26 protein-coding genes are annotated in these 25,258 nt (G+C 69.4%); 13 read left to right on the top strand and 13 right to left on the bottom strand.

Features of this window, described 5'->3' with window-relative positions; genetic code table 11:
- Positions 1-80: 80 nt before the first annotated feature.
- Positions 81-1,805 (bottom strand): acyl--CoA ligase, encoded by a 1,725-nt coding sequence (locus NXI30_22390; GenBank protein ID MCR9096980.1) that lies wholly within the window; start codon positions 1,803-1,805, stop codon positions 81-83.
- A gap of 111 nt (positions 1,806-1,916) precedes the next feature.
- Here NXI30_22390 and NXI30_22395 point away from each other — a divergent pair, with 111 nt between their 5' ends.
- Positions 1,917-2,885 carry a hypothetical protein gene (locus NXI30_22395; protein ID MCR9096981.1) on the top strand — a complete coding sequence of 323 codons (969 nt, stop codon included), beginning with the start codon at positions 1,917-1,919 and terminating at the stop codon, positions 2,883-2,885.
- A 26-nt stretch (positions 2,886-2,911) separates the two neighbouring features.
- Positions 2,912-4,123, top strand: coding sequence for a CoA transferase (locus tag NXI30_22400; protein MCR9096982.1), 1,212 nt, complete (start codon positions 2,912-2,914; stop codon positions 4,121-4,123).
- Between the two features lie 7 nt (positions 4,124-4,130).
- Here the strand turns inward: NXI30_22400 and NXI30_22405 are convergent, their stop codons facing one another.
- The 5 genes from NXI30_22405 to NXI30_22425 form a co-directional block, all read right to left on the bottom strand.
- Complete coding sequence (locus NXI30_22405) at positions 4,131-5,075, bottom strand: alcohol dehydrogenase catalytic domain-containing protein (GenBank protein MCR9096983.1); 945 nt, start codon at positions 5,073-5,075, stop codon at positions 4,131-4,133.
- Positions 5,076-5,225: 150 nt separating this feature from the next.
- Positions 5,226-6,458: an NAD(P)/FAD-dependent oxidoreductase gene (locus tag NXI30_22410; protein ID MCR9096984.1), complete on the bottom strand. Its 1,233-nt coding sequence runs from the start codon at positions 6,456-6,458 to the stop codon at positions 5,226-5,228.
- A 113-nt stretch (positions 6,459-6,571) separates the two neighbouring features.
- A complete protein-coding gene (locus tag NXI30_22415) occupies positions 6,572-7,255 on the bottom strand; it encodes a hypothetical protein (GenBank protein MCR9096985.1) in 684 nt (227 codons plus the stop codon).
- On the bottom strand, positions 7,230-7,820 hold the full coding sequence (gene rpsD, locus NXI30_22420; protein MCR9096986.1) for a 30S ribosomal protein S4: 591 nt from the start codon (positions 7,818-7,820) through the stop codon (positions 7,230-7,232). Before rpsD ends, NXI30_22415 begins: the two co-directional genes overlap by 26 nt.
- Positions 7,821-8,054: 234 nt before the next feature.
- Positions 8,055-8,261 (bottom strand): hypothetical protein, encoded by a 207-nt coding sequence (locus NXI30_22425; protein MCR9096987.1) that lies wholly within the window; start codon positions 8,259-8,261, stop codon positions 8,055-8,057.
- Between the two features lie 184 nt (positions 8,262-8,445).
- On the opposite strand from NXI30_22425, the gene NXI30_22430 reads away from it, so the two are divergent.
- A complete protein-coding gene (locus NXI30_22430; GenBank protein ID MCR9096988.1) occupies positions 8,446-9,093 on the top strand; it encodes a hotdog fold thioesterase in 648 nt (215 codons plus the stop codon).
- 6 nt (positions 9,094-9,099) lie between these two features.
- Here the strand turns inward: NXI30_22430 and NXI30_22435 are convergent, their stop codons facing one another.
- Together NXI30_22435 and NXI30_22440 are read right to left on the bottom strand one after the other, a co-directional pair.
- A complete protein-coding gene (locus tag NXI30_22435) occupies positions 9,100-9,963 on the bottom strand; it encodes an SDR family NAD(P)-dependent oxidoreductase (protein ID MCR9096989.1) in 864 nt (287 codons plus the stop codon).
- Positions 9,964-9,995: 32 nt separating this feature from the next.
- Positions 9,996-10,787 (bottom strand): hypothetical protein, encoded by a 792-nt coding sequence (locus NXI30_22440; protein MCR9096990.1) that lies wholly within the window; start codon positions 10,785-10,787, stop codon positions 9,996-9,998.
- Positions 10,788-10,951: 164 nt separating this feature from the next.
- Here NXI30_22440 and NXI30_22445 point away from each other — a divergent pair, with 164 nt between their 5' ends.
- From NXI30_22445 to NXI30_22455, 3 genes are all read left to right on the top strand, one after another.
- The gene (locus NXI30_22445) at positions 10,952-11,770 is read left to right on the top strand and encodes an AraC family transcriptional regulator (GenBank protein ID MCR9096991.1); all 819 of its coding nucleotides are present in this window, start codon (positions 10,952-10,954) and stop codon (positions 11,768-11,770) included.
- Positions 11,771-11,869: 99 nt separating this feature from the next.
- Positions 11,870-12,313: a VOC family protein gene (locus tag NXI30_22450; GenBank protein MCR9096992.1), complete on the top strand. Its 444-nt coding sequence runs from the start codon at positions 11,870-11,872 to the stop codon at positions 12,311-12,313.
- An 83-nt stretch (positions 12,314-12,396) separates the two neighbouring features.
- Positions 12,397-13,620: a cytochrome P450 gene (locus tag NXI30_22455; protein MCR9096993.1), complete on the top strand. Its 1,224-nt coding sequence runs from the start codon at positions 12,397-12,399 to the stop codon at positions 13,618-13,620.
- A gap of 54 nt (positions 13,621-13,674) precedes the next feature.
- Here NXI30_22455 and NXI30_22460 read toward each other — a convergent pair whose 3' ends face one another.
- A complete protein-coding gene (locus NXI30_22460) occupies positions 13,675-14,499 on the bottom strand; it encodes a hypothetical protein (GenBank protein MCR9096994.1) in 825 nt (274 codons plus the stop codon).
- 27 nt (positions 14,500-14,526) lie between these two features.
- On the opposite strand from NXI30_22460, the gene NXI30_22465 reads away from it, so the two are divergent.
- A complete protein-coding gene (locus NXI30_22465) occupies positions 14,527-15,177 on the top strand; it encodes a hypothetical protein (protein ID MCR9096995.1) in 651 nt (216 codons plus the stop codon).
- 10 nt (positions 15,178-15,187) lie between these two features.
- Here NXI30_22465 and NXI30_22470 read toward each other — a convergent pair whose 3' ends face one another.
- The gene (locus tag NXI30_22470; protein ID MCR9096996.1) at positions 15,188-18,295 is read right to left on the bottom strand and encodes an efflux RND transporter permease subunit; all 3,108 of its coding nucleotides are present in this window, start codon (positions 18,293-18,295) and stop codon (positions 15,188-15,190) included.
- A gap of 34 nt (positions 18,296-18,329) precedes the next feature.
- Positions 18,330-19,469, bottom strand: a complete 1,140-nt coding sequence (locus tag NXI30_22475) for an efflux RND transporter periplasmic adaptor subunit (GenBank protein ID MCR9096997.1) — start codon at positions 19,467-19,469, stop codon at positions 18,330-18,332.
- 158 nt (positions 19,470-19,627) lie between these two features.
- On the opposite strand from NXI30_22475, the gene NXI30_22480 reads away from it, so the two are divergent.
- The 5 genes from NXI30_22480 to NXI30_22500 are packed head-to-tail and all read left to right on the top strand — an operon-like array spanning position 19,628 to position 22,965.
- Positions 19,628-20,866, top strand: a complete 1,239-nt coding sequence (locus NXI30_22480) for a hypothetical protein (GenBank protein ID MCR9096998.1) — start codon at positions 19,628-19,630, stop codon at positions 20,864-20,866.
- Positions 20,866-21,402 (top strand): methylamine utilization protein MauE, encoded by a 537-nt coding sequence (locus NXI30_22485; GenBank protein MCR9096999.1) that lies wholly within the window; start codon positions 20,866-20,868, stop codon positions 21,400-21,402. Before NXI30_22480 ends, NXI30_22485 begins: the two co-directional genes overlap by 1 nt.
- Positions 21,399-22,019, top strand: coding sequence for a methylamine dehydrogenase accessory protein MauD (mauD, locus tag NXI30_22490; protein ID MCR9097000.1), 621 nt, complete (start codon positions 21,399-21,401; stop codon positions 22,017-22,019). Before NXI30_22485 ends, mauD begins: the two co-directional genes overlap by 4 nt.
- A complete protein-coding gene (locus tag NXI30_22495) occupies positions 22,016-22,564 on the top strand; it encodes a methylamine dehydrogenase (amicyanin) light chain (protein MCR9097001.1) in 549 nt (182 codons plus the stop codon). Before mauD ends, NXI30_22495 begins: the two co-directional genes overlap by 4 nt.
- A complete protein-coding gene (locus NXI30_22500) occupies positions 22,561-22,965 on the top strand; it encodes a cytochrome c (protein MCR9097002.1) in 405 nt (134 codons plus the stop codon). The genes NXI30_22495 and NXI30_22500 overlap by 4 nt, the downstream gene beginning before the upstream one ends.
- A 23-nt stretch (positions 22,966-22,988) precedes the next feature.
- Here NXI30_22500 and NXI30_22505 read toward each other — a convergent pair whose 3' ends face one another.
- Together NXI30_22505 and NXI30_22510 are read right to left on the bottom strand one after the other, a co-directional pair.
- Positions 22,989-23,150: a hypothetical protein gene (locus NXI30_22505; protein MCR9097003.1), complete on the bottom strand. Its 162-nt coding sequence runs from the start codon at positions 23,148-23,150 to the stop codon at positions 22,989-22,991.
- Between the two features lie 138 nt (positions 23,151-23,288).
- Complete coding sequence (locus NXI30_22510; GenBank protein ID MCR9097004.1) at positions 23,289-23,885, bottom strand: cytochrome c; 597 nt, start codon at positions 23,883-23,885, stop codon at positions 23,289-23,291.
- Positions 23,886-24,168: 283 nt separating this feature from the next.
- Here NXI30_22510 and NXI30_22515 point away from each other — a divergent pair, with 283 nt between their 5' ends.
- Positions 24,169-25,245, top strand: coding sequence for an LLM class flavin-dependent oxidoreductase (locus tag NXI30_22515; GenBank protein MCR9097005.1), 1,077 nt, complete (start codon positions 24,169-24,171; stop codon positions 25,243-25,245).
- Positions 25,246-25,258: the final 13 nt, after the last annotated feature.

Raw genomic sequence — 25,258 nt, forward strand, 5'->3', positions numbered from 1 at the left:
GGAGTACGCCTGCGGTCGCTCCGGTCCGAGGTCGTCGAAATCGACGCACTCTGCACGGCCTTGTGCTGGGTTGGGTAGAGCTAATTGGCGTCGCTGAGGGGCAGCGTCTCGCGGAGCTCGCGCTTGAGGAACTTGCCGGAGGCGTTGCGGGGGAGGGGTTCGGGGACGAGCCAGACGTAGCGCGGGAGCTTGTGGGCCGCGATCTTCGCGCCGGCGTGGGCGCGGAGGTCGTCGGCGGACGCCTGACCGCCCTCGCGGAGGAAGACGGCGGCGCCGACCTCTTCGCCCAGACGATCGTCGGGGACGCCGAAGACGGCGCACTCGGCGACCTCGTCGTGGTCGAAGATCGCGGCCTCGACCTCGGCGCAGTAGACGTTCTCGCCGCCGCGCAGGACCATGTCCTTCTTGCGATCGACGATGTGGACGAAGCCGTCCTCGTCGATGCGTGCCACGTCGCCCGTGTGGAGCCAGCCGTCGGTGATCGTCTCGGCGGTCGCATCGGGGCGGTTCAGGTAGCCCTTGATGACCGGGGCCCCGCGGACCCAGAGCTCGCCGGGCTCGCCTTCGGGCACGTCGTTGCCTTCGTCGTCGACGAGGCGGGTCTCGAAGGTCGGAAGCGCCGGTCCGCAGCTGGTGGGCCGCTCGACGAACGCGTCGGCGCTCGTCATCGTGATCACGCCGCAGGTCTCGGTCATCCCGTAGCCCGTGCCCGGTCGCGCCGTCTTCGACGTCTTGTCGATCTTCTCGACCAGATCCGGCTGGAGCGGAGCGCCGCCGCCGCCGAGGGCCTTGAGCGACGACGTGTCGGTCTTCTCGAAGTCGGGATGCTGGACGAGCTCCCGGGCCATCGTCGGGACACCGCTCATCGACGTGATCCGCTCCCGCTCGATCAGCTGGAGCGCCTCCGCGGGATCCCACTTGTACATGTGGACGAGCTTGCCGCCCGAAGCGGTCATGCCGTGGGCCACGCAGTTGTTCGCCGTGACGTGGAAGAGGGGCGTCGTGACGAGCGCCGCCGCCTGTCCCACGGCCGCGCTCTCGGAGCTCTCCGGCGGCGGTCCGCCGGCGGCCTTGGCGCCCTTCAGGCAGGTCTCCCAGAATGCCATGTTCATCAGGTTGTGGGCACAGCCACGGTGGGTGAGCTGCGCGCCCTTCGGACGACCGGTCGTGCCGCTCGTGTAGAAGATGCAGGCGTCGTCATCGGGGTCGATCGTGACGTCGGGGAGCGTACCCACGGCTCCGATCACGTCCTGCCACGGGATGACGTCGTCCGTCGGGTTCGCCAGGCGAACGCCGACGACCGGGGTGTCGGCGTAGTCGCTCCGGATCTCCGTGAAGCGGTCGAGTCGTTCCTGGTCGAGGATCAGCACGGAGGGAGCCGCGTCTTCGAGCGCGTAGCGCATCTCGTCGGCGACCCACCACGCGTTCATGCCGATCACGCGGATGCCGGTCGCGACGCACGCCCAGTAGGTCAGCATCCACTCCGGGTAGTTGCGCATCGCGATCGCGACCGAGTCCCCTCGAGCGACGCCGCGGTCCGCCAGCCAGGCGGCGATCCGACCGACGTCGCGGTGGGCGTCCGCGTACGTCCAGCGCTCGGCTCCATAGACGAGATAGTCGTTCGCCGCATGGTCCGCGGTGGCGAGCCAGATGGCCCGGAGGTCCGGGGGCGCATGCTTGTAGGTCCGGAGCGAGACGCCGCGCACCGTCTGCGGGACCACCTCGAAGGGGGCGCCTTCAGCGGTCAGGGCCTGACGCGTGGCGGTGATTCGGGCGGCGAGGGAGTCGGACGTGGGGGGAGTCATGGGGCGCCTCGGAGCTCTTGGTCGATCGGGCGCGAAGCATAGCTGGAAGCGCCGTCCGGGCGGGATGGAAAACCAGGACCGTTGCGCGATCCTCGGTCACCAGGAGAAGCGATGCCCCCCGACTTCCAGAAGCCCCGCGCGCCGGTCCTGATCGACCGCGCCTATTCCGATCCCGACGCCGTTCGTGCCCTGGTCCGGCGCGGCGGGCCCTACTGGCCGACGATCCGCTACGTCGCGAGCGCCACCGAGCTCGCGGCCTACGGGGGCGAGCCGGCGAAGCTCAAGGTCGTCCCGTGGTTCCGATCGGACTGGGCCTACGGCGAGGTCCGGGTGGACGGGGCCGAAGCGATCCTGCACAACGCGCCCTTCATCCGGGCCGCCCACGCGCTCTTCGACGCCGAGGTCGTCCGCCCGCAGATCGTCTACGTGAACGCGATGGGGCCGATGGGCGCCGGTCCGGCTCACATCGACGTGCCCGCCTTCCGCGGGATCGATCGCACGGAATATCCGGTGACCTTCCTCCACCTGATGCACCGCTCCGGACTCTTCGAGTCCCACCGGATCGACATCGCGACCGCCGTGTCGTGGTTCTACGCCGGCGAGCGAGGCGAGTTCGAGTACTGGGCGAACGGCGTCGGCGAGGCGCCCTCCCGGATCGAAGGGTCCCTCGACAATCGGGCCGTCGTCGGAGACAACGAGGTCATGTTCCACCGCGTGGCCCCGATCGGCGCCGACGGTCCGCCGCTCATCGAGGACGCGACGATCGACGTGGAGCTCGTCCCCGACGCCGCGAGCTCGGACTGGATCGCCGTCGACGAGGGGCGCGAGCTGCTGCGCTATCCGGATCACGACGTGCGCATCTCGATCTCCTGGAAGGCGGAGGTCTTCGTCGACGCCGAAGCCGCGCGGGTCCGCGAACAGCACCTCGACGACCTCCTCTTCGACGACGTGGTGGACAGACTCTGCGCGGACCTCGCCGCGCGCGGACATGCCATCGACCGGCCGGAGGACGCGCTCCGGGACGAAGTCTTCATCGCGCTGCTGAACGAGGCCTACCCCGTTCCCCAACCGGCGCTCTGATCGCGCCGCCCCGGAGACCGCAGACCATGGTTGAGAGTAGTGGCATGCCGATCGAGCTCGGGGGGGCGGCGACCGGCCCCTTCGCCGGAATCCGCGTCGTCGATCTCTCGACGATCGTGTCGGGTCCGCTCTGCGGACAGATCCTCGGCGATCTCGGCGCCGACGTGATCAAGATCGAGACGCCGATCGGCGACTCGTCGCGCTACATGGGCGGCGAGCGCAAGGGCGACTTCACCGGCTTCTTCGCCCAGATGAATCGCAACAAGCGGAGCGTGGTCCTCGACCTCAAGACCGAGGCCGGCGTCGACGCGTTCAAGCGGCTGGCGAAGACCGCCGACGTGGTCCTCGAGAATTTCCGCCCGGGCGTGATGGAACGACTCGGGATCGGCTACGAGACGCTCCGGGCGGACAACCCGCGCCTGGTCTACGGCGCGATCAGCGGCTTCGGCGCTCTCGGGCCCTACGCGGCGCAGCCCGCCTACGACATGGTGATCCAGGCGCTGTCCGGGATCGCCGACATGATCGGCGAGCCGGATGCCCCGAAGCTCGTGAGCAACCTGCTCGCGGACAAGACCGCAGGACTGTCGGCGGCCTACGCCGTTGCGGCCGCGCTCTTCGCCCGGGAGCGGACCGGCGAGGGACAGAAGGTCGATCTGCCGATGTTCGACGCGTTCTCCGCGTTCCTCCACATCGACCGGATCGGCGCGGACGCCTTCGGCGCGCCCGCCGCCGACATCTCCGCGGTCGGCGAGCTGCTCTTCCGACCCTGGGAGACGTTGGATGGCAAGGTCGTCGTCCTGATGATCGAGGATCACCAGTGGCAGGCGGTCTGCCGGATCATCGGTCATCCCGAGATGGGCGAGGATCCGCGCTTCCGGACGATCGTCGACCGGTTCGTGAACGCCGCCGAGCTGATCGCCTTCCTCTCGGAGGAGGTCGGGAAGCGCACGACCGCCGAGATCGTCGCCGGTGCCCACGCCGAGGGCACGCCCCTCGCACCGATCCACGACCAGGCGAGCTTCCTCTCGGATCCGCAGGTGCAGGCGAGTGGGATCGTCTTCCCGCTCGATCACGAGGAGGTCGGACCGATTCCGGCGCTTCGCCAACCGGCCCGTTTCTCGGGGACTCCGGCGAACGTCCGACGGGCCTCACCGGCGCTCGGGCAACACACCGAAGAGGTGCTGCGCGAGGCGGGCCTCTCAGACGACGAGATCGCATCGGTCCGCGGCCAGGGTTGAGCGCTCCCTAGGGCTCGATCACGACCTTCAGGGACTCCGACTCGCTTCGCGCGAACGCGAAGGCCTCCGCCGCCGCGTCGAGCGGGAAGCGATGGGTGTTCACGATCTCGGCGATGCGCGGGTCGCGACCGAGAAGCGTCGCGGCGGCGTCGACGTCGCGGCCGGTCGCGCTGTGCCCGTAGAAGGCGCCGAAGACCACGGTCAGCTCCTTCACGAACGCCGTCGTGAAGTTCCAGGTCTTGGGCGTGTAGTAGCCGGCGACGAGAGCGAGGGTTCCACCCGGACGCGCCCACTCGGCGGCCTTGTGGATCGAGTCCTCGGAGCCGTCGGCCTCGATCACCAGGTCGTACTGGCCGCTGGGCTCGACGCCGGCGCCGAGGCGTGCGGCGGCTTCCCGCTGGAACGCGCGATCGCCGTCGAAGTCGACACGCTCGCCCCCGCGCGCAATCGCCGCGGCCACCGCCAGGATCCCGAAGCCGGACTGGTTCGCGCCGACGACGAGGACGCGCGTGCGGCCGGTCGCGCGGGTCAGGTCGAGGGTGTGGAGGTGGATGGCGAGGGGCTCGATCAGGTTCGCGCCGTTCCTCGCGTCGAGGCCGCGCGGCAGGGGAACGATCGAGCTCGGGGGGACGATGACTTCGTCCGCCATGCCGCCGTCCTGTCCGATCCCGATCAGGCGGGTGTAGCCTTCGACGCACCAGACGGAATCCCCGTTGCGGCAGAGCTCGCAGTGGCCGCAGGGCACCGTCGGCTGCACGCCGACCGGTGTGCCGTCGTCGAGGACGCCGGCGAACTCGTGGCCGATCGTGAACGGAAGCGGCCCCATGGCCGTGAGGTTGAGATCCGTCTGGCAGATCCCGATCGACTGGACCTTGATCCGCACGCCGTCTCCCGACGGGCGCGGAAGGTCGACGATCTCGACTCCGTTCTCGGTTCGGCGGACGCCTCGCACGGGTGTGCTCCTCCTTCGGTTCCTCGAAGGAGTGAACGCCACGCGCCGCCACCGCGCAATCGCGCGACAGCTAGGCGCCCGACTCGGCGGGCAATGCGAACCACCAGGCGAGGGCGATCCAGAGCAGCGGTGCCAGGAGAGTGATCGGTCTCATGCCGTCCCTTCCTTCTCGGACCGGTCGAGCGCCGCGGCCATCACGTCCGCGATCTCCCATCCCCATCGGCCCAGGCTGAACCCTCCGAGCGGAGTGCGGTCGAAGCCCGGGAAGAAGAGCGTCGGGTCGACGCTGGACCGGCAGCGTCCGTCGGTCCTGGGATAGGCCGCGTAGCCGAGTGCCGGCGCGAGCAGCATCTCGTCGGCGATGAACTCCTCGAGGCCGGGTTCGTAGCCCGTCGCGAGGATCACGTCGTCGAACGCCTCGACGCGGTCGCCGAGCGCGACGCCGTCGGATCGGAAGCCGTTGATGGGGCGCTCGTTCCCGTCGATCACGCGCACGTCGCCCCGCTTGATCGCGGAGATCGTGCCCTGGTCGAAGGTCGGAATCCGGTTGTTCAGGTAGGTGTCCATGAAGGGGCCGACCTCGGGACGCTGGATCCCGTACTTCGAGAGGTCCACCGCGAGTCGGCCCACGATTCCATCGCGCATTCGGGCCATCTTCTCGAACTGAGGGTCACCGACGGAGATCCGGTGGGCCTCGTCGTTCGCATTGTCGCTCATGACGCCCAGGAAACGGAGCACACGGAAGAGGCGGCCCATGCGCTTCAGCGGAATGAAGTGGCGCGGCGCGCGGACCCACATGGCGACGTCTCGCGCTCCGCCCTCGCTCAGGTCGAGGGCGATCTCGGCTGCCGAGTTGCCGCTCCCCACGACCAGAACGCGATGGCCAGCGAAGGGCTTCGAGTTGGCGTACGCGTGGCTGTGGAGGACGCAACCTTCGAAGGCGTCGATCCCCGGAATCTCCGGGACGTGCGGGATCCGGTTCATGGCCGTCGCGACGGCGACGAAACGCGCTCGAATCGATCCTCGATTCGTCTGCAGCTCCCAGGTCGCCTCTTCGTCGGGGCGGTCGACACGCGTCACGTTCGTGTCGAAGTGGATGTGCGGGACGAGACCGTGCTGCCTGGCGTAGCGCCCCAGATAGTCGACGACGTCGTTCCTCGACAGGAACATCGGGTAGTCGGCGCGCAGGCCACCGTCGTGGGGCATGTCGTGGAACGCGGAGTGGAGATGGAGACGCTCGTAGGTCGTCGACCAGAAGAAGCCGGCGCGGTCGCCCCTCTCGAACAGGACGAAGTTCTCGATCCCCTGGGCGCGCAACCCCGCGCCGGTGCCGAGACCGGCGAAGCCGGCTCCGATGATCGCAACGTCGACGATTTCGCTCATGAATCGACCTCGGATGGGGCGTCAGGCCGGGGGGAGCTGGATCGGAGCACCCATGGTGCCGTGGCGGACTTCGCCTCGACTCACCTCCGTGTCCAGCTCTCCCCCGGGCAGGGTCAGATGCGGAGCGGTCCGGGCACCATGGCCGGTGCGGGTCCGTCCGCGAAGCAGGCGACGTTTCGAACGAGGCGCAGGATGGCTTTGTTGACGTCGTCGGCGGTGGGGCAGATCTCACCGAAGGCGACGTGATGGAGATCGCCGGCGGCCTCGAGCAGCAGGCCTTCGGGGTCGATCGCGACCACACGCGCTCCGGTTCCGTCCCGCTCGACGATCTCCCAGACGAGAGCCTCGATGACCGGCGCGTGGAACAGGTTCAGGTGGTCGACGAGCGCGGACTCTTCGGCGAGGCCCGGCGCGTCGTCGAGCAGCCACTCCGAGGCGAGGAAGGCATGCGGTCCGGCGTCCACGCAGTTCCACACGATCACGTCGGGGTCCAGGCACCACTTCATGTCGAAGCCGGGATGGAGCGCACGCCAGCGGTCGGCGTCGTTCTCGTCGTGGTGCGATCGCACACGGCCTTCGATCACCGCGAAGCAACGCTTGGTTCCGAGCCAGAGGCGGGTCGCGCGGCGTGGGCGCGCAACGACGGGGACGTCGTTGCCGAACAGGACCGAGCCGTCCTGCGTGAAGGCGATCGCGACCGTCTCTTCGACGTTCGTGCCTTCGATGGACGCGATCGCGAAACGCTGCGTGCGGGCGAAGGCGCGCGCCGTGCTAGCGGGAGTAGAACTCGACGACATATTGCTCCTCGCAGATCACCGGGATCTCGGTGCGTTCGGGTAGACGGGTCAGGGTCGCCTTCAGCTCGTCGAGATCGCGCTCGAGATAGCCGGGCGGCGAATAGGCGGCGTGCTCCATGTCGAACATCTGCAGGGAGCGGCTCTTCTCTCGGATGCGCAGGGTGTCGCCGGGCAGGAGCGACTGGGACACCGTGCGTACGCGGCGGCCGTTCAGCTCGATGTGCCCGTGGGCGACGACCTGCCGCGCGGCGAAGATCGAGGCGACGAAGCCGCTGCGGTAGACGAGCGCGTCGAGGCGGCGCTCGAGGAGGCAGATCAGGTTCTCGCCGGTCCGGCCCTTCTGCCGGCTCGCGCGCGAGAAGGTCCGGCGCATCTGCTTCTCGGACACGTTGTACTGGAAGCGCAGGCGCTGCTTCTCGAGCAGCTGCAGGCCGTAGTCCGAAAGGCGTCGCTCGGCACGGCCCTGCCGTGTGGTCGACTTCCGCTCGATCAGGCGCTGGGCCTTCGGCGTGAGGGCGACGCCGAGCTGGCGGCTGAGCTTGACCCTGGGACCGTTGAATCGCATCGGGGGGAGCGCCTTGTTTCCGTGCCGCCTCGGGCGGGGACCGAGGCGGTGAGCTCGTTTCGGGGAGGGCCGGTTGGGCCGCGTCCGAGCTGGCGGGGACTCCGTGAAGGGTCGAGCTCGCTGGGAGATGGAAGAATACGAAATTGAAAATCATTTTCAATTAGTGAAGGGCAAAAAAAGCGCCGCCTGCGCCGGAGGGGCGGGGCGGCTGAAGCCGAGCCTGGAAAAAAGGAGCTAGTTCAATCGCTTGCGCCAGGTATCCGCCGCGTCGCGGACCGCCTCACGGGCCGAACCGTGGCGTCGGACGCGCTTCACGCCGTCGCCGCGCTCGTCCTCGAGGAGATAGTCCTTCGGCGACCGGGGATCGTTGCGGACGTGAAGGGTTCGACCCTTCTCGCGGTCGCGAAGTCGGACGCTGAAAGCCAGGGGACGCAGGGCCATCTCGGAATCTCCTCCGGCGCGTCGAGATCGGGTGCGCGCCGCTGAGGACCGTTTCGGCCGCGGTCGGTTTTTCTTGAGGCTTTCTCGCGACTTGGGGCGCGATTTGCGCGAGAAAGAGGGGGTGTCCCCGCGATTCACTCCTCGTCCCGGCGGTTCGGGGCTGGATCGGCCATCCTCCCGCGCCATGCAGACCCCGAAGATCGGACAGGCCCCCGCGGACGACCTCGTCGACCTCGCTCAGCGTGTTCGGGACGTCGCGAACGAGCTGCTTCGCATCCACGAGGGCGACCATGCGCACGTGGCCGAGGCACGCGAGACCCTCGACGAGGCGGTGGCGAAGCTCGGCGCGATCGCGAGCCGACACGAGGCACCGCGTGCGGTCGAGGCCGTCGAGAAGGAGGGCACGCGGCCCTACTACTTTCCCGGCGCCCTCGCGCCGCGGGTCCACGTCGCGCATCCGTGGATGACCGCCGAGGAGATGCCGGAGGGACGCCGCGGGCGCGTGCGCTTCGACCTGATTCACGAGGGGCCGCCCGGGTGCGCCCACGGCGGCCACGTCGCCTGGTTCTTCGACCAGGCCTTCGGTCATCACGTCGTCGCGCAGCAGATCGGCGGCCCGACCCATCGGCTCGAGGTCGTCTACCGACGGCTCACGCCGCTTCAGACCGAGCTCGACTACGAGATCCGCACGGACCGCGTCGACGGGCGCAAGATCTTCGCGGATGGCGTGCTCCGGCACGGAGACGACGTCGTCGCCGAAGCGAAGGCGCTCTTCGTCGCGCCGAAGGCGGGATTCGAGATGACCAAGGACGGGATGACCCGGAGCGACTAGCGCGGGTCAGTCGTCCCGCGGCGGGGCCGAAGGGTCGAGGGCCGGATTGCTTCCCTCGAGGATCGCGTCGAAGCGCGAACGGAGCCGGGCATCGGCATTGTCGTGGGTGAAGATCCAGAAGCGCTGCTCGCGGATCGAGTTCAGGACGCGCTCCGCGACGTCTTCCGCGGGAACGGCGATCGCCTTCAGCGCATCCGTGGCGTCGCCCGTCCAGCCGCCCGCCATCGCCCGCGGCGGCGGCGCATCGTCGCGGCGCAGCGCCTCGGGACGATTGCGGTCCGACTGCGTGATGCCCGTCGCGACGTAGCCGGGGCACAGGACCGAGACGCCCACCGGCGTGTCCACGAGCTCCTGGTACAGGGTCTCGGCGAGAGCGACGGTGCCGTGCTTGGACATCTGGTAGGCGGCGTTGCCCGGGACGACGGTCAGGCCGGACATCGACCCGGTGATCACGACGTGGGCCGGCTCGCCGGCTTCGAGCATCCGCGGCACGAAGCTCCTCACGCAGTGGATCGGCCCCCAGAGATTCACGCCGAAGACCCAGGCGAAGTCCTCGAGCGGGCGCTCCCAGGCGGGGCCGACCTCCTGCATGACGCCCGCGTTCGCGAAGACGAGCTGGACGCCGCCGAAGCGCGCGACGGCGGCCTCGGCCAGCGCCTCGACCGCGTCGGCGTTCGACACGTCGGTCACGACGCCGATCGCTTCCGCGCCGTCGGTTTCGAGCTCGGCGACGGCCTTCGCGAGGGCCGCTTCCTCGACGTCCGAGAGGACGAGGCGCACGCCCTCGCGAGCGAGGCGGTCGCAGAGGGCGCGCCCGATTCCACTGGCGGCACCGGTCACGACGGCGACGCGATTTTCGAGATCCTTCATCGGAGGCTCCGTTCAGGTCGTGGGGAGATGGGTCAGGGAGCGGACAGGACGCGTAGGATGACGTGCATCCAGACGGGGATCACGAGGACCCAGTAGGCGGCCATCCAGGTCACCCCGATGATTCCGCCCCAGGCCTCGCTCGACGTGGCGCGCTCGCGCACGAAGAGCGTCGCACGCACGCGTTGCGAGATCGAGGTGTCCCCGCCGCCCGGAGCGGGATCTCGTTCCTGCTCCCGCGCTTCCCGAACCAGGAAGCGCAGGTGGAACAGCTGCCAGGGCAGGTAGCCCGCACCGAAGACCAGCGCGAGGACGAGCAGACTACGGGTCCCGGCATCCGTCGGGTCGTCGAAGAAGAGCCAGCCCGCGCCGACGGTGTGGCCGGCGAAGAGCACGAGCCAGCCGATCTCCTCGTAGACGTAGAGCCGGTAGCGGTCGGTCAGGATCGCGGTCCAGACGAAGCCCTGGGAGATCGTCGCAGCGGCGACCATGAAGATCGCGATCGCCTGAACGCCAGGACGACCGGTCGGGTCGAGACGCATCAGGGCGACGGCGAAGAACGAGACGTACGCGACCTCGGAGAAGGTCGCGAGGACACGGGTCACGAACGCGGAGGAAAGGACCGTGTCGTGGAGGACGACGTTGCCTTCGTAGCGGTTGGGGAGGCAGCATCGCCACGCGGAAACGGCGAAGAGGATCGCGCCGGGGATCACGAGAAGCGGGTCGCGTCGGTCGGCCGGGATCGAGAGTGCGTGGATCAGGAATGCGACGTTCGTGATCGTGCCGAGCTTCAGCGCGTGGAGGAAGGGCGTGAGGTCGGCGTTCATCTGGCTTCGACGTCCCTTCCCCGCGTCGCCTCGGGCGGTGCGAATCGCGGTCGCGCCGACCGGCTCGCCCGATGCGAATCGCCGATGCTAGCCCGCGCGCGTTCAGGTCGCGTCTCGAGGGACCCCGATGGCGGGTCGGCAGTCTCGTCGCTACTGATGGACGCATGGTGAGCCTTCCGGTCCCGCCGCCGCTTCGCCCCTTCGTGTCGAGTCTCTGGGCCTCGACCGGCGAGACGCGGCATCCGAGGGGGACCACGGTGGAGCGGATGCTTCCGACCGGATCGATGCACCTGGTGATCCGCCTGGATCCGGCGCCGCTGCGGATCCTCGAAGACGGGCGGCGGCAGGCGCTTCCCTTCGCCCTCGTCGGGGGAGCGCGGGCGGCGCCGTACCTGAAGGACGTGGCGACGCCGGTCGCGTCCGTGGGGGCGATGCTTCGGCCGGGTGCGGCCGCCGCGTTCTTCGGCGAGTCCGCCGAAGCGCTCGCGGAGAAGCACACGCCTCTCGAAGCGTTGTGGGGACGCGACGTCGACCGGATCGCGAACCGGTTGATCGATCTGCCCGGACCGCGCGCGCGGCTCGAGGCATTCGCCGACGAGCTTCGGGCGCGGTCGCCACGCGTGCGCGGGGTCCATCCGGCGATCGCCCTCGCCCTCGAAGCAGTCGGGCGCGACGTGGTGCGGGTGGAGGACCTGTCGAAGCTGGCAGGCGTCGGTCCGCGCCGCTTCGGCCGCCTCTTTCGCGAGGACGTCGGCCTCGCGCCGAAGCGCTGGCTTCGCCTGCGCCGGTTCCAGCGGACCCTCGGGCTCGCGTCGCGCGCAGAGATCGATTGGGCGCGGGCTGCCGTCGATCTCGGATACGCGGACCAGCCTCATCTGGCCCGCGAGTTCCGCGCCTTCTCCGGACTCACGCTGGGCGAGTACCGCCGTCGAGCGCCGTGGTCGGCGAATCACGTGCCGGAGGGCGCGGACCTCGACCGATGAGTCCCGCTCGCGGCCCATCGGGGGTGCCGATTTCTTCAAGACGCGAGGCCGCCGATTCGGCGACCCTCGAAACGAATCGATCCCCCGGGAGGCCTCTCCATGTCCGGCATTCACGAAGTCTTCGCGTATCTGCGCGTGTCCGATGCGACCCGCGCGATCGACTACTACCGCGACGCGTTCGATGCGACCGAGAAGTTCCGTCTCGTCGAGCCGAGCGGCCGAATCGGTCACGCCGAGCTCGATCTCGGCGGAACGACGCTCATGCTCTCCGACGAGTATCCCGAGGCAGGCATCCAGGGCCCCGAGGCGATCGGCGGGACGTCCGTCACGATCCATCTCCATGTCGACGACGCCGACGCGGTCCTCGCCCGGGCCGAGAAGGCGGGCGGCGAGATCATCCGGCCCCCGGCCGATCAGTTCTACGGCGAGCGTTCCGGGACCGTGCGGGATCCCTTCGGTCACGAGTGGAACGTCGGCCATGAGATCGAGGCGGTGACGCCCGAGGAGATGCAGCGTCGCTACGACGCGATGTTCGATGGGTAGCAGGCGGAATCGGGCGTCGTCGGCCGAGACGATCGGGCTAGACTCCGGGCCGCGATCACGCGCCACGCCCGGAGGACCCCGCCATGCCGATCTCGCTCGAAGAACTCGACCTGACCGACTCCGATCTCTATCGCCAGGGCTTCCCCCACGAGATCTTCCAGCAGCTTCGGGACGAGGCGCCGGTGTGGCGGCATCCCGAAACGTCGGGCTTCGCCGAGACCGGAGGAGAAGGCTTCACCGTCCTCTCGCGCTACGAAGACATCCAGGCGGCGAACCGCGACCCGGAGCTCTTCCTGTCGTGCAAGGGGCCGGGACTCGGCTACGAAGGCAGCGGGCTCATGTTGACCGACATGGACGGCGCAGCCCATCTCCGCCAGCGCAAGCTGATCAGCGCCGGCTTCACGCCGCGCATGACGCGTCGCCTCGAAGGGCTCGCTCGGGAGTGGGCCACGAAGATCGTCGACGACGCGATCGAGAAGGAGACCGTCGAGTTCGTCCAGGACGTCGCGTATCAGCTGCCGATGCACATGATCGCGGACATCCTGGGGATCCCGCTCGAAGAGCGGGACTGGCTCTTCAAGACGACGAACGACATGCTGCTCTGCATCGATCCCGAGTACCCGGTTCCCGAGTCCGATCGTGAGGGACTTGCGACGCAGGTCTTCGCCTACGGGCACGAGATCCTCGGACGGAAGCGCGAGAATGCGACCGACGACGTGCTTTCGCTGCTCGCGACGGTCTCGGACGACCAGGGGCCGCTCAACGACCTCGAGCTCGAGGCGTTCTTCATGCTCCTGACGGTCGCGGGAAGCGAGACGACTCGGAACGCGATCTCGAGCGGACTCCAGAAACTCCTGACCGAGCCCGAGCAGCTCGCCGCGCTGCGGAGCGATCCATCGCTCATGAAGGGCGCGACCGAGGAGATCATCCGCTGGACCTCGCCGGTCGCCTACTTCAAGCGCATGGTCGCGCGGGAGACCGAGATCGCGGGCGTTCCCCTCGTCGAGGGCGAACGCGTCACGCTCTGGTATCCCTCCGCGAATCGCGACGAGCGCGCCTTCGAGGATCCCTCCCGCTTCGACGTCCGGCGCAAGAAGAACGAGCACGTCGCCTTCGGCGGCGGCGGACCGCACTTCTGTCTCGGGGCCCACCTGGCGCGCCGTGAGATCATGATCCTCTTCGAAGAGCTCCTCTCCCGGACGGCGGACATCGAGCTGGTCGGGGACCCGACCTACAGTGTGCTCGGGATCGGCAATCCGATCCTGCTCTCGCTCGGGAAGCTGCCGGTCCGACTCAAGGCGGCCTGAGCCCACGGCGACGAACGCTGCGATCGCGTCCTTCGCGCGACCGCCCCGCTCGTTTCAGCTCGTCGAGGTCGGCCGAGGTGACCGGGCGCAGCTCCCGTCGACGGTCGGTGCGCCGCGGACGGTCTCGATGATCGGTGCCCATGCGTCGAGGAGCGCCTCGACTTCGGCGGCGTCGCCGAGCCACAGGAGGTCGCCGGGGTCGGGGGCGGTGCGGAGCGGTCGCGGCGCGATCCGGCGACCCAGCGCTGCCAGAAGGGCGGGCGCCTCCAGCGCGGCCCCGGTCGCGATGAACAGGTCGACCGGCAGGGCCGTGAGACCGTCCTCGTCCACGATCCGCGTCGGCGTCTCGCCGCCGTGGGTCGCGGATTCGGCACCGAGCAGCTGCACGAGATCGGTCTCGAAGCTGTGTCCGCCCGCGAGGGTGAGCGGGGCGGTGTCGACGATGACGACCACGCAGGGGCGTCTCGCTCCGAGGTAGGCGGTCGACCGCGCGGCAAGCGGGCGATGGAGCCGGCGGATCAGGCGTTCCGCGTGCTCCCCGCGTCCTGTCGACGTCGCGGCTTCTCGGATCAGCGCGTACGCCTCTTCGATCTGGTGAACGTCGATCACGAGCGGTGTCGGCGAAGGCGGAGTCGGTGACGGGCGCAGCGACGGCGGCGTGTCGACATCGAAGAGGACGAGCGTCGGCGGAGCGTTCGACGGGGGCGATCCGCCCAGCAGGTCGAGCAGACGTTCCGCCTTCGATCCGACGGCGGCGATGGTCGCTGGCTCGTCCGGCGATACGGTCTCCGTCCGCTGATCGCAGGCGATCGTCCACGTAGACGCCACGAGGGCGAGCACGGGGGGGAGAACGCGTCCGATCGGAAAAGTCGCCGGCATCACTGCGGACTATGGCATGATGCGGCCATGGCGAGCCGACTGAGAGATCACGTCCGCGTTCCCTCCGTGCTCGACGCGGCCCGACTGGCCGTGTTGTGGGTCGCGCTCCTCGCGCCAGCGCACGTCCACGCGAAAGCACACCTGTGGCGAATCTCCGAGGTGTACAGCAATGCCGACGGCACGATCCAGTTCATCGAGCTGAACGAGTGCTGCGGGAGCAACCAGGAACGCAATCTCGACGTCACCTCGATCACCAGCAACGCGAACACCTATCTGTTTCCGAACGATCTCCCGCTGTTCCCATTCACCGCGTTCGCCTACGTGCTGATCGCCACTGCCGACTTCGCCGCGCTTCCCGGAGCGCCGACACCCGACTACATCATCCCCGATAATTTCTTCGACCCGTCGGGCGACCTGGTGACCTATGTCGGTGGCCTCGACGAGATGGTCCTTCCGCCCGGCGCCCTGCCGACCGACGGGACCACCTCCCTGCATCGCGACATCAATACGGGTGTTCTCACTCCCGGGCCGAACTCGCCGACCAACTTTTCCGGCGTGATGGGGTCCGTGAGTCTGCCGAGTGCGGTCCCCGGCGTGGCGCCCTGGCTCCTGGCGCCGATGCTCGTCGGGGCGAGCGGGTGGACGGTGCTGCGAAGGCGGAACCGCCGAGACGGGTGAGCCTGGCTACTCAGATCGGGGGATCCGGCGCGCGCACGAACCGCTCGGAGAGCGTGACCAGCCACGCGTGTACGACCGGGACGACGACGAGGGTGAAGATCGTCGAGAAGAGCAGGCCCCCGACGACGGCGACGCCGATCGCCTGACGACTCTCCGCGCCGGCGCCGCTCGCGAGCACGAGGGGCAGGCTGCCGAGGACCGAGGTCGTGCTCGTCATCAGGATGGGGCGGAAGCGCGTGTGACCCGCCGCGCGGAGCGCGTCCTGGAGCGAGGCGCCCCGGGCGCGCTCCTGGTTGGCGAAGTCGACGAGCAGGATCGCGTTCTTCGTGACCAGGCCGATCAGGAGGATCATCCCGATCTGGCTGTAGAGATTCAGCGATTGCGGGGCGCTGTAGAAGCCCTTCTCGTGGAGCTCGTTGAAGAGCCACAGCGCGAAGAGCGCGCCGAGCGTCGAGAGCGGAACCGAGAAGAGCACCGTCAGCGGGTGGAGGAAGCTCTCGAACTGGGCCGCCAGCACGAGGTAGATGATCACGAGGGCGAGGCCGAAGGTGATCAGGACCTGCTGGGACGATTCGCGGTACTCCTTCGCGTTCCCGCGCAGGTCGCGCGTGAACCCGGGCGGAAGGGTCTCGTCGAAGATCGCTTCGAGGCGCTGCAGCGTGTCCTCGAGGTCCGCCCCCTGGAGCAGGCTCGCGGAGAAGGTGGCGGAGCGGCGCAGTCCGTAGTGGTTGAGCGTGCTCGGCCCGATCCCCGCCTTCGGCTCGATCAGCGAGGAGAGCGGGATCATCGCACCGCTTGCCGACCGGACGTGGATCTCGCCGAGCTGCTCGGGGACGCTCCGCAGCGGGCTCTCGAGGGCCATCACGACGTCGTACTGCTCGTTCCTGAGCACGAATTCGTCGGCGGGACCCTGCGACACGAGCAGCCGGAGGCTCTCGGCGACGGACCCGATCGGGATCCCGAGGTCGGCGGCGCGCTCGCGATCGAAGTCGATGTCGAGCTGGGGATTCGCGAGGCGCAGGTCGGAGTCGACGTTGTAGAGCGTGCCGAGGGCCTGTGCGCGGCCGACGATCTGGCCCATCAGGTCGGCGAACTCGAACAGGTCCGCGGACGCGCTCGTGAAGACGACCTCGATGTCGCTGTCGCTCTCCTGGCCGAGGGAGGGGCGATTGAAGATCAGGACGAGGGCTTCGCGGATTCCGCCGAGGAGCTGGCCGTAGAGCGACTCGACGACGTCCTGCTGCTTGCGTTCGCGTTCGCTCCAGTGCCTGAAGCGGATGAAGAGCGAACCGAGGCCGGTGTCTTCGCCGCGGCCGAAGCCCATGCCGATCGCCTCGAAGAAGCCGTCGATCTCCGGGGTGGCGAGCAGAACCTCTTCGACCTGGTCCAGGGCCCGCGCGGTATAGGAAGCGGTCGAGCCCTCGGGTGCGCGAATGAAGATCATCGCTTCGCCTTTGTCCTCGACGGGGAGGAAGGTCTGGTCGATCCGTTCGAAGAGGAGCCAGGTCGTGGCGACGACCGCCAGCAGGAGCACGGCGATGGCCACGGGGAAGCGGAGCGCGCGGTCGAGGAGGCGGTCGTAGACCCGGGCGACGACGGCGATCCCGCGGTTGATCGCGCTCGAAAGAGGCCCCTGCCGTTCCTTCACGGTCAGGAAGCGAGAGCAGAGCATCGGGACGAGGGACAGCGCGATGAAGGTCGAGATCGCGACGGCGGCGGCGGCGGTGATCGCGAACTCCCGGAACAGGCGCCCGGTGTCGCCGCTCATGAGCGAGAGCGGAACCAGCACGGCGATCACGGCGGCGCTCGTCGCGAGCACGGGAAAGAGGACCTCCCGCGCCCCGCGCTTCGCCGCGTCGAGACGGCCCTCGCCGGTCTCCTGGTGCCGGTAGACGTTCTCGAGCACGACGATCGCGTCGTCGACGAGCAGGCCGATACAGAGCACGAGGGCGAGCAGGGTCAGGATATTGACCGAGAAGCCGAGGACGGCCATGGCGGCGAAGGTGCCGACCAGGGAGACCGGGATCACGATGCTCACGATCGTCGTGGTCGTCCGCGACTGGAGATAGAAGAGGTTCACCAGCACGACGACCCCGAAGGCGATCGCGAGGGTCTGCCAGACCTCCTTCATCGCCTCGCGGACGAAGATCGTCGAGTCCGTCGCCGTGGTGAGCTCGACGCCCGGCGGCAGGCTCGGCTCGATCGCTCTCATCTCGGCGTGGACGGCGTCGGAGATGTCGAGCTCGTTGGCGCGGGACTGGCGGACGATCCCGACGCCGACCGTCTCCCGGCCCGCATAGCGGGTGATCGTGTGGTAGTTCGCCGAGCCGAGCTCGACCCAGCCGACGTCCCGCAGCCGGATCGGCATGTCCTCGGTCTCGCGGATCACGATCGCGGCGAAGTCGCTCGCCTCCTCGAGCTGCGCGTCCGCGTTGATCGTGAACTTGCGCGTCGTCGCCTCGAGCTCGCCGGCCGGGAGCTGGAGATTGCTGCGTCGGATCGCGTCCCGGACGTCGAGGGCGTCGACGCCCCGGGCGGCCATCCGGGCCGGGTCGAGCCAGATCCGCATCGCGTAGCGCCGCTCCCCGCCGATCACCGCCTGTGCCACGCCGGGCAGGAGCTGCATGCGGGACTGGACGAGGCGATCGGCGATGTCGGTCTGGTCGACGAGCGAATAGTCGTCGGCGAAGACGTTGATCCAGATGATGGGGCTGCTGTCGGCGCCGGACTTGCGGACGACCGGACGCTCCGCCTCCTCCGGCAGGTCGCCGACCGCCCGCTGGACGGCGTTCGAGACGTCGGTCGCGGCGAGGTCGAGGTCGCGGCCCGCGGCGAACTCGACGTTGATGACCGAGATGCCGTAGTAGCTGCTCGAGGTGATCACCTCGATCCCCTCGAGCCCGTTCATCTCGGCCTCGAGGGGCTCGGTCACCGTCGCTTCGACGGTCTCGGGACTCGCGCCGATGTAGATCGTCGAGATCGAGACGACGGGCTTGTCCACGTCCGGCAGCTCCCGGACGGGGAGCGAGCGGTAGGCGGCCACGCCGGCCACGACGATCAGCAGGCTCATCACCGTCGCGAGCACCGGCCGGCCGATCGAGAGATCGGAGAGGGTCATGGCGTCCCTCCGCGACGCTCCGGCGCGGCGTCCATCAGGACGACTCGCAGCCGGCGGGCCCGTAGCGGCCGACCTCGGCGACCGGATTCCGTTCGCTCGCGCGGTCGTCGGGACTCGGGATCACCTTCATGCCGGGCTGTCGCAGCTTCTGCTGGCCGGCGACGACGACCTTCTCGCCCGGGGCCAGCCCCTCCGTCACGTGGGCACCGTCCAGGTAGTAGTCGCCGATCCGGATCTCGCGCGGCTGCGCGCGGTCTTCTTCGTCGACGACCTGCACGATGTGCTTCGTGCCCTGACGGATGATCGCTTCCTGCGGGAGCAGGATCGCGTCCTCGAAGGTCCCGGTGACGACGCGCAGTCGGACGGCCATGCCGGGATGGAGCAGGCCTTCGGCGTTGGGCACGGCCGCACGCACCCCGACCATCCGCGTCTCGGGATCGACGCGCGGGTCCACGGCGATGACGCGACCCTCGAAGCGTGGGCCGCAGCGGCCGACGATCCCGTAGACGGTCTGTTCGGTCTCGACCTGCGCGATGAAGCGTTGGGGCAGGGCGAAGCGGAGCTCGAGGGCGCTCGTGTCGGAGATCTCGACGATCGGGTCGCCGCGGTCGATGTAGTCGCCGAGGTCGACGCTGAAGAGGCCGAGGGTGCCGGCGTAGGGCGCGCGGAGCGCGTGTCGCGCGAGCCGGGTCCGCGCCGCGCGGCGGGCGCCGTCCGCCGCGTCGTAGGCCGCCTGCGCGTCGTCGAGGCGGGCCTGCGAAGCGACGCCGTCGGAATGCAGGCGTTCGATGCGCGCCAACCGGTCCCGCGCGTTCTTCAGCTGGGCATCCCGGACCTTGAGGTTCGCCCGGGCTTCGGTGTCGTCGAGACGCAGCGCGGTGTGGCCGACCTCGACGCGCTCGCCCTCGCGGGCGGAGACCTCGACGACGGTCCCCGCGATCTCACTCGCGACCGTCGTCATCTCCGGGCTCTCGAGGCTGCCCACCGAAGTCACCGTTCGCGGCAGGTCCGTCGCCTCGAGCACCGTCGCGAAGACCGGGAGCGGGGGGATTTCCCGCTGCGTGACTTCCTCTTCGCCACAGCCGATTACGCCCGCCGTGAGCGCGAGCAGGAGCAGGACGGGACGGCACGTGAGCGGGCGGCCGGGGCGGGGGCAGTTCGAGGCGAGCGTCACGCGGACGACGCTAGCGCGTGGTCCTTCGGGCTACGAGAATCGAGGGCGCGGCAGGGGGCTTCGGACGGGACTCCGAGTCCCACGGCGCGGGCTCGTCCCGAACGCGAGCGTTACTCTGATCGGCGCAGGCGGTCGGGCCGCCCGGGAGGACGACGACCATGGCTTCGAGGAACGTGGACCCGGGACGCCGAACGGCCGCGGCGATGGGTCTGGTCTGGCTGCTCGTCGCGCCCACGTCGATCGCCGTCGAGATCGACTCCGCCGGGCAGGTCGCGACGATGCCGCCGATCTCCGACCACTGGGTCTTCGTGACCGACCGGCTCTTCCAGCACAGCTTCGTCTTCGACGGAGACTCGGGAGATCTCGTCGCCACGATTCCGAGCGGGGGAACGCTCACGCCGAAGCTGCCCCTGGTGTCGCGGACCCGCGGCGAGATCTACTCGATCGACGTCGACTACGCGCGGGGGACGCGCGGCGAGCGCACGGACTACGTCACGGTCTACGACGCAGAGACCCTCGACGTGCGTGCGGACATCCTGCTCACGAACCCGGTCTCTTCGAGCAACACGAGCCTGAACCATGCGACCCTGCTCGACGGAGATCGCTTCCTCGCAGTCTTCAGTCAGTTCCCCGACACGGTCGTCATGATCGTCGACCTCGAGGCGCGCGCGGTGGTCGCGAGCGCGCCGATCGCGGGCTGCGCCGGGGTCTACGCGACGGGGGCCCGACGGGTCGCGACCCTCTGCGGCGACGGGTCGACGGTCCAGGTGTCCCTCGACGAAGACGGCTCGGTCGCCTCCACGGAGCGAAGCGAGCGCTTCTTCGACGTCCTGACGGATCCCGTCTCGATGGTCGGGGTGCGGAGCGGCGCCGCCTGGCTCTTCGTGAGCTTTCTCGGGCAGGTCCACGCGATCGACTACGCCGCGTCGAAGCCGAAGGCCTCGGCCTCCTGGTCCCTCGTCTCCGCGGCGGAGAAGGACGCGGGATGGCGCCCCGGCGGTCTCCAGCCCCATGCGCTGCATGCCGCGACGGGGCGACTCTTCGTCCTGATGCACGAGGGCGAAGCCGGGTCGCACAAGGACGCGAGCCCCGAGATCTGGGTCTTCGACATCGCCGAGCAGGCTCGCCGCGCCCGCTTCGACGTGCCCAACCTGGCGGTCGAGTTCCTCGGTCCGATGTTCGGGTTGGCGCCCGGCAGCTTCGCCCATTCGGTCCTCGGCTGGCTCGTGCCGAACGAGGGCGCCCATTCCCTGGTCGTCTCCCAGGATCCGTCGCCGCTCCTCTTCACCCGCTCCGGCGACTTCGGCGTCGTCGGCGTGATCGATCCGGAGAGCGGCGACCATGTTCGGACCCTCGTGGAGGCCGGACTGAGCGGGCCCTCCCTCGGAGTGCCGTGATGCCCGGACTCGATCCCGTCCTCCCGCTCTTCGCGCGTCTCGCGCTCGCTCTGCTCTTCGTCGGCGCCGTTCGGCACAAGCTCGCGGACCTGCTCCGCTTCGAAGGGATCGTGCGCGACTATCGCCTCGCCCCCGCGACCTGGTCGTTCGGAATCGCGCGCGTGCTCCCGGCGCTCGAGATCGGGCTCGTCGTCGGACTCGTCGTGCCGTGGACGGCGCCTCACGCGTCCGTCCTCGCGGCGATCGTGCTTGCCGGGTACGCCGTGGCGATCGGCGTGAACCTCGCGAGGGGGCGCAACGAGATCGAGTGCGGCTGCGGTGGCCCCGGGGAGCGCCTGCACCCTCGGCTCGTGGCGCGCAACGCACTGCTGATCGCGGTCGGCCTCGTCGGTGCTTCGGTATCCACGGATCGCGTTCTAGGCGCGCTCGACGGGCTGACGCTCGCCGTCGGTCTCGCGAGCGTGGCCCTGCTCTGGTCGGCGGCTTCGCACCTCGTCGGCGTCGCGGACGCCGAGCTCGAGCAGGGGACGTCATGACGCAGGCGCTCGTCGTCTCGGTCGTCGCCCTCTGGATCGTCGTGCTCGTGCTGGCGGGGGTCGTGTTCGCCCTGGCGCGGCAGGTCGGTGTTCTCCACGAGCGCATCGCGCCCGCCGGCGCGCTGGCCCTCTCGGATGGGCCGAAGGTCGGAGAGGCGGCGCCGACCGTCGCTGTGGAGGCCCTCGACGGCACGTTCGGGCGGATCGGTGAGCCCGATCCGGACGGGCGCGTACGGCTGCTCTTCTTCGTGTCCCCGCGCTGTCCCGTCTGCAAGAGCCTGCTGCCCACGGTGAAGCGGATCGCGCGGGAGCGCGCTTCGAAGCTCGTGATCGCGAGCGACGGCGCCGAGGAGGACCACGTCGGCCTCGCGCGGGAGCACGAGCTCGCGCCGGCGGACTACGTTCTCTCCGCGGAGCTCTCGGTCCGATACGGGATCGCGAAGCTGCCCTACGCTGTCCTCCTGGATGGCGACGGCATCGTTCGCGGTCAGGGAATCGTGAACACCCGCGAGCACGTCGAGAGCCTCTTCGAGGCGGAGCAGCTGCGGGTCGGATCGATCCAGGACTACCTCTCCCAGCAGCCCCTGGCCGTCGAGACTCGGAGGAGCGACGCATGAGCGGATTCGACGATGGCTTCGAGCGCCTCACTCGCGGACTCGCGCGCAACACGAGTCGAAGGTCCCTGCTGTCGCGCTTCGGCGCGCTGCTGGTCGGTGCGGCCGCGGTGCCGCTGCTGCCGGTGGCGCGAGCCTCCGCCGATTCGCCGCGGGTGCCGGCGCCGGACGAGGACGTGCCCGGCGAAGCAGGCGATCCGACGAAATGCGACTACTGGCGACACTGCGCGATCGACGGATTTCTCTGCGCCTGCTGCGGAGGGAGCGCGACCACCTGTCCGCCCGGAACCGAGATGTCCCCCGTCACCTGGATCGGAACCTGTCAGAATCCCGGCGACGGCAAGGACTACGTGATCTCCTACAACGATTGTTGCGGCAAGGGATTCTGCGGACGTTGCGGCTGCAACCGGAACGAAGGCGATCGGCCCGAGTACCACTGGTACCGCAGCAACGACATCAACTGGTGCGCCGGGGCGGAGTCCCAGGCCTATCACTGCTCCGTCGCGCTCGTGGTCGGACAGGCGACCGAAGCGCAGCCGGAACGATGAGGCGCGCGCTGGCGACGGCGCTTCTCGTCGCGTCGGCCGCGACCGGCGCGTTCGCCGAGATCCCCGTCCGGGAGGCGTTCCAGCTCCACTGCTCGGGCTGCCATGGGGCCGACGGCCGGGGGGATGGCCGGATCGTGCCGGATCTGCGCGCCCTCGCTCCTCTCCTCGCGGTCGAGGGCGGGCGTGAATTTCTCGTCCGTGTTCCGGGCGTGGCTCAGGCGCCGCTCGAGAGCGCGGCCCTGGCCAGGCTCCTCGATTTCGTGCTGACGGAGATGTCCGGGGTCGACGACCTCGAGGCGTTCGGGGTCGCCGAGGTGGAGCGGCTCCGGAAGCGCCCGCTGCTCGATCCGCTCGGGGCGCGTCCGATCCCGCGCCCGAGGATTCCAGCGCTCGCGCCCTAGGCAGGATCCGATCGGCGCCCGCCTCAGGCCTCGTCGTTCCAACCCCGCGGATAGGCGAGGGCGGCCAGGCCGGTCAGGCCGAGGAAGGCCGCGACCGGCGTGGTCAAGCCGATCGTGCCCACGAAGAAGGTCAGGGCGGCGACGAGCGACGAGAGCAGAACGGGACGAACGACGGCAGCCTGCATTCCGGTCTCCTTCGGAGCCCCTCGTCGGGGCGTCCATCGTGGACACGGGAATACTGCGCGCTTCGGCCGGGTCGCTCTGTGAAGGGGTTCACAGAGCGGGCGATTGCGCCGCCGAGTCCGCCGCCTGCGGAGCCGGGATCAGGACTCGCCGGGCACCGGTCCCGAGTAGGGCGGGTCGGCGAGCGTCCGGATGAACACGACGAGGCTGTTGATCTCGTCGTCGGAGAGGCTCGTGCCCCACGGCGCCATCATCGAGGACTTACCGACGGCCGCGCCGCCCTCGGCGATCACCTTGTAGATGTGGTCGTTCGAGAGCGCGTTCATGTAGCCGCCGTCCGCATGCTTCGCGGGCTGGGGCTGGAGGCCGCCGGAGAGCGGACCGTCTCCCTCGCCGCGCGCGCCGTGGCAGCTCGAACAGTTCGCGGTGTAGACCTCTTCGCCGCTCGCGAGGCTGATGCCCGCGGAGGCCTCTTCTTCCCCTTCCGAGGCGTCGCCGGCGGAGAGCGCGTAGGCGTTCGGCGAACTCGCGAGGCTCTCGTTCATCACCGCGAGGCGGTTGCCGATCCGTTCGAGACGCTCATTCGCCATCTCGGCGCGCACCTTCTCGCGGATCGCGCGGGTCTCCTCGGACTCGTAGCGCTCGGATCGGTAGTCCTCACCGCAGCCGAAGATCGGGAGAAGAAGGGCGATCAGAAGGGCGAAGACGATGGACGACGGGACGCGCGTCGATGCCATGGCGCGGTACTCCTCATGGGGCAGGATCGAATGCGGTGGACTGGGGGGCGGAACGGCGAGGAGGATAACCGCAGCGGGGGCCGCTTGTCGCCCCTCCGCGACAGGTTCCCGTCGGGACCCGGGGTCGCGGCTCTGCCCGAAAAAATGTCGTGGATCCGGGGGGTTGCACTCCAGACGGTCGTGGCGGAGCCGTTCGATGCCTCGCGGATGCGGGATTCGACGGCCCGACGGGGTTCGGCCAGAATCGATGGGTGTCGGGGGGCCGGTCCTGGAGGAGATCATGATGAAGCTCTGGAGTCTGACGACGTCTTCCCCTCGCGGTCTCGCACGACGCGCCGAGCGGGCGGAGCGGGACGGCTGGGCCGGTCTCGGCGTGACCGACTCCCAGAACCTCGCGGGAGATGCGTGGGTGGCGCTCGCCCTGATCGCCGGCGCGACCGAGCGTCTCGAGTTCGGCACGAGCGTCACGAATCCGATCACGCGCCATCCCGCGGTGACGGCGGCGGCCGCGCATGCGCTCTCGGTCGAGTCCGGTGGGCGCGTGACCGTTGGACTCGGCCGCGGGGACTCTGCGCTGGCCCACCTCGGTCGCGCGCCGGCTTCGGTCGCCCATACCGAACGCTACGTACAGGTCCTTCGGCGCTTTCTGCGTGGAGCGCCCGTCGCCTTCGAGGACCTCGGCTTCAGCGAGTCGACGGCACCGGATGTGGCGACCCTCGGTCTGGCGGACACGCCGGCGGCGAGTCGCCTGGTCTGGCGCGCCGACGGTGACCCTCTGGTCTCGGTGGAGGTCGCTTCGACCGGCCCGAAGGTGATCGCGGCGGCCGCGCGTTCGGCGGACCGGATCGTCTTCGCGCTCGGTGCCGATCCGGATCGACTCCGCTGGGGAATCGAGACCGCGAGAAAGGCGCGCGTCGACGTGGGTCTCGACCCCGACGCGTTCGAGTACGCGACCTACCTCAACGTGATGTGTCATCCCGACATCGAGAAGGCGAGAGCGCTCGTCGCCGGAGGCCTCACGACCTTCGCCCGCTTCTCGGTCATGCATGGGGCCGTCCAGGGGCCCGCGGACGAGAAGATGCGGGGCGTGATGGAGAAGCTCCACGGCGTCTACGACATGAAGCAGCACACCCGCGCCGACTCGGACCAGACGAGCGCCCTGACGCCCGAGTTCATCGACCGCTATGCGATCGTCGGATCCGCCGAGACCTGCGTGGCGCGGCTGCAGGAGATCGCCGAGCTCGGGATCGGCAAGGCCATCCTGGTCGGGGCGACGGGCGGTGTCGACGTCGCGGAGGCCCGCAAGGCGGACGAGCATCTCGTCGGCGGCGTGCTGCCGGCGTTCGCCAGCGGCGCGTGAAGCGCGCGGTCGG

The sequence above is a fragment of the bacterium genome, assembly GCA_024742285.1.
Taxonomy (GTDB): Bacteria; Myxococcota_A; UBA9160; order UBA9160; family UBA4427; genus UBA4427.